Source organism: Sediminibacterium sp. KACHI17 (genome assembly GCF_040362915.1).
Taxonomy (GTDB): Bacteria; Bacteroidota; Bacteroidia; order Chitinophagales; family Chitinophagaceae; genus Sediminibacterium.
Map to the genome: position 1 here is coordinate 1,693,106 of NZ_AP029612.1, position 11,911 is coordinate 1,705,016.

Here is an 11,911-nt window from a genome sequence, read left to right on the forward strand (position 1 = left end):
AGTGAATGCTTAATGAACCAGCATTAAGCTTGTGGCGGGCGCTCTAAACGATTTTTATAATCAGACAAATACGTGGTTTCTTGATTCACATAATGAACCTGACGCAGGTCAGCATCCCTAAACTGCCAGGAAAAAGAATGATCCCCGGTAAAGTCCAGAATAGAGAATTTCAGAACCGTATGCTGATTGGAAGATTTTTGGGTTGTGTTTGTACTGGTGTAATCTCCGGCTAAGCGAAAAAAGTCATCGCGTGCATTTCGGATACCGATCTTTTGAATATTCGGTACACAGAGTAATTCCAGAGAGTCTTTATAGAAACGTCTCTTTACAAAATGATAGGTCACACCATTGATATCAACTTCACCCGATGCATTTTCATATTGTTCCGAATTAGTACCATAAGGTGTACTTGCAGGAACTTTTATGTGCAATAACATCGCTTCATCGTAGATATCTTCATAAAGATTTGCCTGAAATGCCTTGTCAGAAGCCGTTTCCATATAATTCAACAGCATTCTGTAGCCACCCAAACTAAAGAGTAGTAAACTAAGGGATACTATCGTAGCAAGTCTTTTCAACTCACTAAAAATAATTGTTTTTACTGAACCACCAAGGTTTTTTTGTCGGGCCCGATACCAGTAAGTGTTAGTTTTTTCCAGTGCTTAGGTAATACAGATTTAACCTGTGTTATCCCCTTGGAAGTGATGTCGATTCCCCCAAAACCCATGAGTACACTCTGCAAAATGCCTCCGGCACCTGTTGCAAAATATGGATTGGTTCCCCCTTTGGTTTCTGCAATGACCCTGAATGGAGGATTGAGATTCGGCTCATATGATTCCTTGAAAAATTTCAATGCCTTATCGCCATTACCAAGTCTGGCATAGAGTAAAGTGAATATAGCCTGCGTCATCGCCGGCGTACCTTCATTAGGAACCCTAGTTTCATAATATTCGAGGTCTTTTAATACTTGTTTGGGATCTGACACTTCTTTTAACGGATAGGCTAACAGATTCACATCCCCTTGCTTGATCCCTTCTCCCTGATAAGTAGCATGTTCTCGGGTAACACCATTCTCCATTTTCAGAATAGGGATATTCTGTGCTACATGAAGCCAGTCAGCATCTGCTTTAACACCTATCAATGCCGCAGCTTCTGTGGCATAGTTCAATACCGCTTTTGCAGCTGCATTGGTCCATGCATTGTTGTCTACATTCTCAGCCCATTCATCTGCGGCCACTACATTTTTGATATCATATTTACCCGGACCATTCCGTTCTACCCTACTCGCCCAGAAATCGGCGGTTTCTTTTAAGATAGGCCAGCCTCTTTCTTTCAACCACTCTTTATCCTGTGTCACACAATAATAGTTCCATGCAGCGATCCCCACACAAGCTGTGATATGGTGTTCAAAAGGACCACTCAATGCCCACACAGGTGTTTCCTCTACGCCGGTAGCAGCACTTTCCCAAGGGAACATAGCGCCTTTATAACCATGACTGAATGCATTCTTTTTTGCGGCAGCCAATCGATTGAAACGATATTCGACCATACTCTTTGCCATGGCAGGTTGCAACACCAATAATGCCGGATACATCCATAATTCCGTATCCCAGAATACATGTCCATTATAACCCAGGCCACTTAATCCCATAGGAGAAGGACTATAATCAGTTCCTTCACGTACAAAGGAATACAAGTGATACATCATACTATGAATATCCTGTTGCGCTTGTGGATCACCATCGATCTGGATATCACTTTTCCAAAGCTCTTCCCAGGATTTTCCATGAAATGACAATAATCGATCACGACCTTCCAGTTTTGCAAAAATGGTCATACGCTCTGCCTCATTCAATGGATCATCATGATGTGCACTGGTGATAGAAGACCCTGCAACCGAATAGCTATAGGTATTTCCGGCCTTCAGTGTTTTATTGAATTTCATCAGATGCATGTTATTATCCCACATTTCATGTATCACACGCGGCTCTTCTTCATGCTTTTCAGAAAAAAGAAAAGTATTGGATGCACACATCAGTAGTTTACCAGTCGGACTTTTTGCTGATGAAGTAAGCAGGCTGATGGTCACATGCGGGCGATCGATTTCATTGTAATAATTCTGAACATCTTTCAAAGCATCAGGAGCTTCCATTACACTTGCGGCATTGACAAGTATATCTTTTTTAGCTTGTATGGTAACATCCATTAATACCGTAAATGGAAGATGACGCAAAGAATAATAAGAATAGGTGATCGTAGCTTTATCCATGTAATCGAAGGAACAGGTAAATGACGCTTTTCTCATATCCAGTTCCTGTTTCATGTTACGTACTTCGGATCCGGTGATATTTCTACCATCAATCCCTAACTGCATGTTCAATAAATTGAAACTTCGCAGAAAATTACTAACCCTTCCACGACCATATTGATCATACGCACCTGCCAGAACGACCTCTTTTACTTTAAAAGGTTCAGGAGACGATACAATACCAATCATACCGTTTGCGACGGTAACTCCATAGTAGTTGGATGGATTGACAGAAGGGACTGTAAGTTTCCATGGATCCTGCGATTTTACTGGTGAGATTCCAATAAAAAAGATTAGCAGGTAAAACAAGTGCAATCGTTTCATAATGCTTATTTTGCAAGTACTGACGTCTGCTCAAATTTATTCTAAAACCCTGTATGAAATATATTTTTATTATCGCAATCGTTTGCGTCTTTGGTTTAGCTTGTTCCAGATCATCCAAACTGCTGGAAGAGGTTGATCCTGAAAAATCAGGATTAAAATTTTCAAATACAATCATTGAAAATCAGGAACTGAATGTCCTGAATTATGAATACATCTACAACGGTGGCGGCGTAGGCATCGGAGACTTCAATAATGACAGCTTACCCGATATCTATTTCACTGGAAACAGAACTGCCAATAAACTTTTTCTCAATAAAGGCCATCTGAAATTTGAGGATATTACTGAGCAGGCCGGCGTCATTGGAAATGGAAAATGGAGTAAAGGGGCAAGCATTGTTGATATCAACAATGATGGACTCTCGGATATTTATGTTTGTGCAGCCGTATTAGCTGATAGCAATGCAAGACGTAATCTCCTGTATGTAAATCAAGGAGTGAATAAAAATACCGGCATCCCTGTATTTAAAGAAATGGCAAAAGAATATGGGTTAGATGATATGTCGAATACCCATATGGCTGCTTTTTTTGATTATGATAATGATGGGGATCTGGATGTTTATCTATTGGTCAACGACCTCGATGGCACTTATCCCAATGAATTTCGCCCCATACGTAAAGACGGAAGCTGGCCCAATACAGACAAACTATTGGAGAACCGGTTTGATTCAAGCCTTCATCATCCCGTGTACACAGACGTTTCCGCTAAAGCCGGTATCCTGATCGAAGGTCATGGCTTGGGTATAAGTATTGCCGATATCAACCAAGATGGATGGAAAGATATTTATATCAGTAATGATTACTTATCAAATAATATTCTTTACATCAATAACAAAAACGGAACATTCTCTGATCAATGTGCGACTTACCTGAAACATACGAGTAAAAATGCGATGGGGAATGATATCGCTGATATCAACAACGATGGCTTCGCTGATATCATTGAAACAGATATGATGCCTGCTGATAACTACCGACAGAAAATGATGCATTCGGATATCAGCTATCAGACTTTTCAAAACAGTGATCGCTATGGATACATGTATCAGTATCCGAGAAATACTTTACAACTGAATCAAGGAACGATCTCAACGAATATTGATTCCTTACACAGACCCGCATTTAGCGAGATCGCTTATTTCAGTGGAGTAGCGCATACTGACTGGAGTTGGGCCCCTCTACTTTTTGATGTCAACAATGATGGATGGAGAGATCTGTTTGTCACCAATGGACTACCCAAAGACATGTCTGATAAAGATTTCATGTCGTATAGAACTAACGCTGTTGCCAATGCACCTCTAGAAGAAGTGCTGAAACAATTGCCGGTTGTAAAGATCAGCAACTACGTTTTTCAGAATAATGGAGACTTGAGTTTTACTGACCGAACCAAAGAATGGGGTATTGATTTCCCTACTTTCTCAGCGGGTATGGCCTATGCTGATCTTGATAAAGATGGCGACCTGGATGTTGTGATCAACAATACCAATATGCCTGCGACCTTATTGGAGAATAAGGAACGTCAGCAAAAAGAATCCTCCAACTTCATTCGTATTGGCTTAGCTGGTACCGCTCAAAATATTTCCGGACTGGGTGCCTGGGTGCATGTCTATGCAAAAGGGATGCATCAGGTAACCGAACATTCTCCTTATCGTGGTTATTTGTCTACTACAGAAAATATCCTGCATTTTGGAATTGGCACAAATACAATGATCGATTCTATTCGCGTGATATGGCCGGATGGAAGATCGGAACGTAAAACAAATGTATCTGCTAATCAAACGATCCTCTTCTCTGCAAAAAATGCCACAGTTTATCAGCAACCAATACCAACAATAAACAGACCATTGTTAGAGGATATCACTGCTATAAGTGGAGTAGATTATGGATTTTCAGAAGTTGATTTTATTGACTTTGATATTCAACGTTTGTTACTACATAAACTCACACAGTATGGTCCTTCTCTTGCAGCAGGTGACCTGAATGGAGATGGGAAAGATGATCTGGTGGTCGGAGGTGGTTCTCCGTTTCATGCTTCTACTTTTATACAAGGAGCAAATGGTCGTTTTACCAGGAACTATTTACCTGGATATAAAAGTCCACAATACCAGGATGATGCAGGCATCAACTTAATAGATGCAGACAGTGATGGTGATCTGGATATTTTTATTGTTTCTGGTGGTGCAGAAAACCAGCCGCAAACAAAAGCTTATACCGATCATTTCTATCTCAATGATGGCAAAGGAAATTTTACTGAACTGACCGCTGACTTTACCAATAATCGCACAACAAAAAGTTGTATCAGTGCTTTTGATTATGATCAGGATAATGACCTGGATCTGTTTATTGGTGGCAGGGTAATACCTGGAAGATATCCTATGCCTACCAATAGTTTTATTTACAGGAATGATTCAAAAAATGGGAAAATAGTATTCACCGATGTCACTTCCAAAGTAGCACCTGATCTCTTGAATATTGGAATGATCACTGCTGCATTATGGACCGATGCAGATGCAGATGGCAAAACCGATCTTTTATTAACTACTGATTGGGGAAGCATACAGCTTTTGAAAAATAGCGGTAATACATTTAAGAAAACAGCAACTTCTTTGACAAATTTTACCGGATGGTGGAATAGTCTTATAGCAGCTGATATGGATAATGATGGTGATATAGATTATGTTGCCGGTAATTATGGACTGAATGGTTTTCTACAAGCTTCTGATCAGCATCCACTAAAAGTATATGCCAAAGACTTTGATAACAACTCCAGCTTAGATGTGGTATTCAGTCATTGGTTACCGGGCTCTATTTACGGTGAGAAAAAAGAATATCCTGTAGCAGGAAGAGATTTGATCTTAAGAGAAATGAGTGTTTTGAAAGAACGTTTCCCGAATTATGCAGGATATGCCAAAACAGAAATGAGTCAATTATTCCCGCCGGAAATAGCTAAGGACGCATATCAACTAAGCGCCAATTATTTACAAAGCTGTTGGATCGAGAATAAAGGATCTTTGAACTTTGAGGTACATGCACTGCCAGCCCCTGCTCAAATGGGACCTATATATGGAATCATTGCACGTGATCTTAATATGGATGGCAGAACGGATTTGATCTTTACCGGTAATGAATATTCAATGGCTCCCTACCTCGGAAGACAAGATGCGCTGAATGGTTTGGTGTTACTCAATAAGAAAAACAATGAGTTTGAATCCATGTCGATTGCAGCATCAGGTTTTTATACTCCTGCCAATGGCAGAGGGTTGGTTGAACTGGTAATACAAGATCGTTTAAGCGTGGTAGCCGGACAAAATAGAGATCTGTTGAAGATATTCAGTTTGGCCAAAGACAGTGCTTCATTTGTAAAAACAACACCTGCTGAAACACATGCGATCGTTTATTTAAAAGACGGTACAAAAAGAAAAGAAGAATTCAGTTCGGGTCATGGATTCCTTTCACAATCGGTCAACTTTATTCATTTGAATTCATCGGTGGCTTCAGTTGAAATATTTACAGGCAATAAAAAAAGCAGAACAGTTAAACCCTGATCTTTATGAAAAGTCGTTATCGGTTTTGGGCCCCCTTTTTGCTGATCGCAGCTGTTATCAGCAGTTGTAGTTCTTCTAAAGAAAAAGACCATTCAAAGCTTCATGAGCTTCAGTATGAGTGTGTGCAGCGGCTCACCGATGTGATTGTTTATGATATTGTGAATCCGCCTGTCGCCAGCAGAATGTATGCATACAGTAATCTCGCATATTATGAAGCACTTCGACCAACAAACTCTACCTATTCAAGTTTATTGCCAAAACTGCATGGCTTTACGGAACTCGCTTCTCCTGATACCACACAGCGACATGATTTCAGGCTATCGGCGGTGATCGCATTCATGAAAGTGGCAGAAGCATTGGTCTTTTCAAAAGACAGTATCAAAACAGGGAGAGAAGTATTGGTAGATCACTTCAGTGATCTGGATAAAGAAGTGTATACTAATTCTGTTGTCTGGGGAGAAGCAGTGGCAGATCATATTTTGAAGAGAGCATCTAAAGATGGATATAAGCTTACCCGAGGCATGCCAAAATTTAGTGTATTGAAAGAAACCGGAATATGGCAGCAAACACCTCCTGATTATGAAGAAGCAGTTGAACCCAACTGGCGATTGATCCAACCGCTATTATTGGACTCTGCGTCACAGTTCAAACCTGTGAGACCCCCTGCTTACAGCATCAATCCATCTAGTCAGTATTATAAAGAAGTGAAGGAAGTATATGACCTGAGTAAAAATCTTACGGATGAACAAAAACTGATCGCGCGTTTTTGGGACGACAATCCCTTTGTATCGGAACACAAAGGACATTTGACCTATGCCAATAAAAAGATGACGCCAGTAGGTCACTGGATGTGCATTACAGGGCTTTTGGGCAGTCAATCAAAGAAGTCTACCCTTGAGATCGCAAGAGTATATGCATTAACTGCTGCTGCTATTTTTGATGGTTTTATCTCAACCTGGGAGGAGAAATATACCAGTAAAACTGTACGCCCTGTAACGGTTATACGTGAACATATTGCTTCTGAATGGAATTCACTCTTACAAACACCTCCTTTTCCGGAATATACCAGTGGGCATAGCGTGATCTCTGCTGCAGCAGCAACTGTTCTTTCAGCCGTTTTTGGCAATAACACTGCTTTCCGAGATACCACTGAATTACCCTATCTTGGATTGGAAAGAAATTTCACTTCACTAAGTGCTGCTTCTGATGAAGTAAGCATGAGCAGGATGTACGGAGGAATCCACTATCGTTCTGCTGTTATGAATGGACAAAAACAAGGGCAACAAATTGGAGATTATTTTAACCGTACTTTTTACAATAAATAATTACCATTCCACGGAGAACAGTCTCTACTTAATTTTGTTGTAACCTGATCAGTATTTTTATTTAGTAAAAATTGAGCGTTATTATGAAGCGTTTTTTGTACGGAGTTATTGTATTAGTGGTTTTAGTAGTGGGCATTGGCTTTTTCTTACCATCCAATCGATTAAAGAGTTTCACTGGAAATGCTACCATACCTTTTGATGGAATTTCAAGGGTTATTGTAAACAAACAATACTGGGAAAAATGGTGGCCCGGCAACGTTAAAAATGATAGCACTTTGGCATTTGGAGATACAGAACTACATATCGATATGCTATTGCTCAATGGCTTCAAAGCAAGTGTATTGAATGAAAGCATACCAACATCTGTTGAGTTGCAAACCATTGCTACTTACAATGCGGAAACTGCTTTAACATTAAACGTACAGTTTAATTTTTCAACAAATCCATTGACCAAACTATATCAGTACCTATCGTATTCTTCCCAACAAAAACAATACGAAGAACTGTTCAAGAATTTAACCCTTTCTTTTTCGAATGTAAAAAGGGTATATGGGTTTGATATACGAATGGAAAAAGTACCTAATGCTTATTATGTATCAATAAAAAACTATCTAAACCATTATCCTACGATAGAGGAAGTTTATGCGAGTATTGAGGAAGCTAAAAATTTTATCCTATCCCAAAAAAGCAAGGTTGTAAATTATCCGATTTTCAATGTTTTTAAAGAAGGTGAAAATCAATATCTTTTGATGGTAGCTGTAGCATCTGATCGTGAAATTCCTTCTCAGGGAAAGTTTTTACAGAAAAATATGATGCTCGGCAATATTGTAGTTGCTGAAGTACAAGGTGGAAACAGTACGATCGAAAAATGTAAAGAAGCCGTTCAATTTTATGTGAATGACTTCAGAAAAATATCTCCTGCAATCGCTTTTGAAAGATTGATCACTAACAGATTACAGGAAAAGGACAGTTCAAAATGGATCACTACTGTGAATTATCCTGTTTTCCAATAAAGCAATTAGTTTCTACCTAAGACAACTGCTGTTTCATTGTTACGCGCGAGGATGTAAGATTGTTTCCCGCCAATCATGATCGGTCTTACATTTCTTACTTGTCCTTTAACTCGTACGGGTTCAACTTTTGCTACTATCATACCCTTTCCTTTTTGGTATTGAAGTAGGGTACCGAAATCAGCATCTTGTCTTCCGATCTCTATGTTATTACCGTAGAAATTACCTGAGGTCAGCCAAAAAGTTCCTTGTTCAGTTTGTATTTTTTGAATGGATCTGATTTGACTCAGTTGTGTTTCAAATGGCAATGGAGTTGCGGTAAATGTCAGATCACCATTGTTGATGACCATCAAATGATCAAAATTATTGGCCTCGAGTTGAAATGCTTTTTCAAATTTCTGTGGTGCAAATAATTCTTTTAAATCAGCTTTTGCAAAATCTGCAGCATACAAGAATTTTTTTCTGATCGCAGGAATGGATTTCTCCAATTGTAATTTACTTGCCAGTGGTATTTCTTTACCACCTACAAAATAGGTCATAATCTGTTCTACCCTGCCATTATCATCAAAGTCATTGATATACATTTTAACAGGAGCATTCAGAGAGGCTTTAACCCGACTGTTCTGCCCAAAGTTTCCTGCTAGTAGATCTATATCACCATCACCATCTATATCATCGGCATGAACCGTTTGCCACCATCCTTTTTCGGCAATGATATTTTGTCGGACGAACTGTCGATCTTTTTTGATGAACACATCAATACCTCCCCAGTTATATGCCAGTAACAAATCTTTTTGTTGATCCTTATTCATATCTACCCATTGGGCGGATGTGACCATTCCGGGGTTTAAGAGCTCTTTACTATAAGTCACTGTTACATCCTGAAAATTTCCGTAACCATCATTGAGTAAGAGATAAGAACGCGGAGGCATACCATAGGCCCATGTGATGGAACGACCTGCAAAAAACAGATCCACAAATCCATCCCCATTGATATCATTGGCAACAACTTTACTTTGCGTGTTCATACCACTAGGAAAAGCAAAATCTTTCTTACGAAGATTTCCGCGTCCATCATTGAGGTACAAGAGTGGTTGCAGGTGTTCATCTTCTCCATAATATTCATTACCACCGGTTGCGATCACAAGATCGATCGCCTGATCATTATTGACATCAACCCAAATGGCATCCACATTTTCCCATATCGAGTCTTTCGTTAATGCGGGCTGCTCCGACCGCTGAAAACGACCCTGTTTCGTTTGAATGAATAATGCATTCTTATTTCCTTTAGAAGCTCCAATAAACACATCTTCTAATCCATCTTTATTGATATCAGCTACTGCCAATGCAGGCCCTTCCATAGAAAGCATATGCGGGATCAGCGGCTCTCTGTCAAAATCATTGAATACATTTTCCTCATGTTTGAAATCCAGCCCTGTACTGGCAGTAATATCTTGTAAAATGGATGTAGCTGTATGAGGCGACTGTAGTCTTTGTACAAAATCGAACTCAGGTAAGCCCTTCTTATAGGTAAGAGATAATGATCCCTTTTTTGATATTGTAACAGATTGATATGTTCTGTCTGGCCATATCAAGAGGGCAGAATCAGGTTGAATATCCTTTAGTCCGGCATGCAATGGACCCAACATACTGGATTGAAAACCTCGTACAGGATACTGTTCATAACTGTAGCACTGATCCTTTGCATAGATCAAAAGTTTAGCTCCGATCGCTCGTTTGTTGATCGAGTCTCCGGTCAGTTCTAATCGAATATAATTCTGAGATAATGTATCGGTATTGGTTTTATTCTCATAGATCAAAACAGGATCATTGATATTATTGACAACAACATCCAGATCTCCATCATTATCAAGATCAGCATAAACAGACCCATTCGAAAAAGTTGGGAGATTATTTTGTATACTATCGGTGATATTATTAAACTGGAATGCACCGCGATTTCTGAAAAACTGATTCGGTAATTTGATCTCGGGGAATTTACTTATCAGAGCGAGGTCTTTATCCTGAATCGTATTGTTTTTAAGTTTTTCCTGGAGCTCACCGCCGGAGACATAATTGATGTAATCAATATCATTCATTCGCTTGGGAATACCATTGGATACAAACAGATCCTTAAGTCCGTCATTATCAAAATCCATCCATAAAGATGCCCAACTCCAGTCAGTTGCATGTACACCTGAGTACTGTCCTACTTCACTAAAGTTTCCATTTTTCCGATTGTATTGAAGGTTATTCCTTGCATACTGATGTGTATATCCGTACTGAAGTTTTTGCTGAAATATATTGTAATCATCTTCAGCCATGGATCTTTTCAGCATATACTGATCATAAGGTAGCATATCCATGGAGATGATTTCCGGATAAGCGTCGTTATTGATATCAGCCACATCAACACCCATACTGAATTGACTTGTATGCATTAACTGACTTGCCCCTTGTTCTGAAAAAGTTCCATTTGTTTGATTGATGTAGAGATAATCATTCTCATGAAAATCATTCCCCACATAGATGTCTGGCCAACCATCCAGATTAATATCTGCTACTACTACTCCCAATCCATATCCGATCTTCGTTCCATTGATACCGGCTTCTTTGGTGACATTCGTGAATTGTGGTATGTGATTCCCTTTTTCATCTTTACGCTGGTCATTACGGTAGAGTCTCTGTCCTGCAAGTGAATCATACGTATTTAAAAAGTTAGCCCGTGGTGCATAATTACCATCATGATTCACTGAGTGATTGAGTAAGAACATATCCAAATCACCATCACCATCATAATCCAAAAAAGCAGATTGGGTACTAAAACCTGAAAAATCGAGTCCATACATGGTTGCCTGATCTTCGTATACAGGTATTCCATCTTTACCAATTGCGGTACATACCAGCAGTTGATTCTTTCCCTTCAGTGTTTTGTAATTACCTACTCTACAAACATAAATATCCAGCAGTCCGTCATTATTAATATCTACAACAGATACACCTGTGCTCCATGCTCCATCCACAGGTATACGCGCTTCTTTGGTAACATCTTTGAACTGAAGATTTCCGGTATTGAGATATAACCTGTTGTTTTCTTGATTGGCTGCAAAAAATAAATCGATCAATCCATCATTATTAAAATCACCTGCTCCAACTCCTGCTCCATTATAATAGTACATGTAAGAAAACAGGTTAAACGAGGTAGACGGATGCAAGGTATTACTGAAATGAATACCTGTGCGTTCATGATCAGCTATTTCAAACAAGGGTGCATCCTTTTTTCCTTTACAGCCAATACCTACAATAATCAGCAGGAAAATACCTGTATATATAGATCTCATA

6 protein-coding genes are annotated in these 11,911 nt (G+C 39.3%); 3 read left to right on the plus strand and 3 right to left on the minus strand.

What is annotated here, in order from left to right; all coding sequences use genetic code 11:
- Positions 1 to 23: 23 nt before the first annotated feature.
- Positions 24 to 578 carry a hypothetical protein gene (locus tag ABXG83_RS07450; protein WP_353548224.1) on the minus strand — a complete coding sequence of 185 codons (555 nt, stop codon included), beginning with the start codon at positions 576 to 578 and terminating at the stop codon, positions 24 to 26.
- Between the two features lie 20 nt (positions 579 to 598).
- A complete protein-coding gene (locus tag ABXG83_RS07455) occupies positions 599 to 2,632 on the minus strand; it encodes a glycoside hydrolase family 65 protein (protein WP_353548225.1) in 2,034 nt (677 codons plus the stop codon).
- A gap of 53 nt (positions 2,633 to 2,685) precedes the next feature.
- Here ABXG83_RS07455 and ABXG83_RS07460 point away from each other — a divergent pair, with 53 nt between their 5' ends.
- The 3 genes from ABXG83_RS07460 to ABXG83_RS07470 all read left to right on the plus strand — a co-directional run bounded on the left by ABXG83_RS07460 (position 2,686) and on the right by ABXG83_RS07470 (position 8,572).
- Positions 2,686 to 6,234, plus strand: coding sequence for a VCBS repeat-containing protein (locus tag ABXG83_RS07460; RefSeq protein WP_353548226.1), 3,549 nt, complete (start codon positions 2,686 to 2,688; stop codon positions 6,232 to 6,234).
- Positions 6,235 to 6,239: 5 nt separating this feature from the next.
- Positions 6,240 to 7,559 carry a vanadium-dependent haloperoxidase gene (locus ABXG83_RS07465; protein WP_353548227.1) on the plus strand — a complete coding sequence of 440 codons (1,320 nt, stop codon included), beginning with the start codon at positions 6,240 to 6,242 and terminating at the stop codon, positions 7,557 to 7,559.
- Between the two features lie 83 nt (positions 7,560 to 7,642).
- Complete coding sequence (locus tag ABXG83_RS07470) at positions 7,643 to 8,572, plus strand: hypothetical protein (protein ID WP_353548228.1); 930 nt, start codon at positions 7,643 to 7,645, stop codon at positions 8,570 to 8,572.
- 5 nt (positions 8,573 to 8,577) lie between these two features.
- Here the strand turns inward: ABXG83_RS07470 and ABXG83_RS07475 are convergent, their stop codons facing one another.
- Positions 8,578 to 11,910 carry a VCBS repeat-containing protein gene (locus tag ABXG83_RS07475; RefSeq protein ID WP_353548229.1) on the minus strand — a complete coding sequence of 1,111 codons (3,333 nt, stop codon included), beginning with the start codon at positions 11,908 to 11,910 and terminating at the stop codon, positions 8,578 to 8,580.
- Position 11,911: the final 1 nt, after the last annotated feature.

Bases quoted from the DNA above. Each gene is read 5' to 3' on its own strand.
- ABXG83_RS07465 (WP_353548227.1), top strand. From the start codon at position 6,240: ATGAAAAGTCGTTATCGGTTTTGGGCCCCCTTTTTGCTGATCGCAGCT.
- ABXG83_RS07455 (WP_353548225.1), bottom strand. From the start codon at position 2,632: ATGAAACGATTGCACTTGTTTTACCTGCTAATCTTTTTTATTGGAATC.
- ABXG83_RS07460 (WP_353548226.1), top strand. From the start codon at position 2,686: ATGAAATATATTTTTATTATCGCAATCGTTTGCGTCTTTGGTTTAGCT.
- ABXG83_RS07475 (WP_353548229.1), bottom strand. From the start codon at position 11,910: ATGAGATCTATATATACAGGTATTTTCCTGCTGATTATTGTAGGTATT.
- ABXG83_RS07470 (WP_353548228.1), top strand. From the start codon at position 7,643: ATGAAGCGTTTTTTGTACGGAGTTATTGTATTAGTGGTTTTAGTAGTG.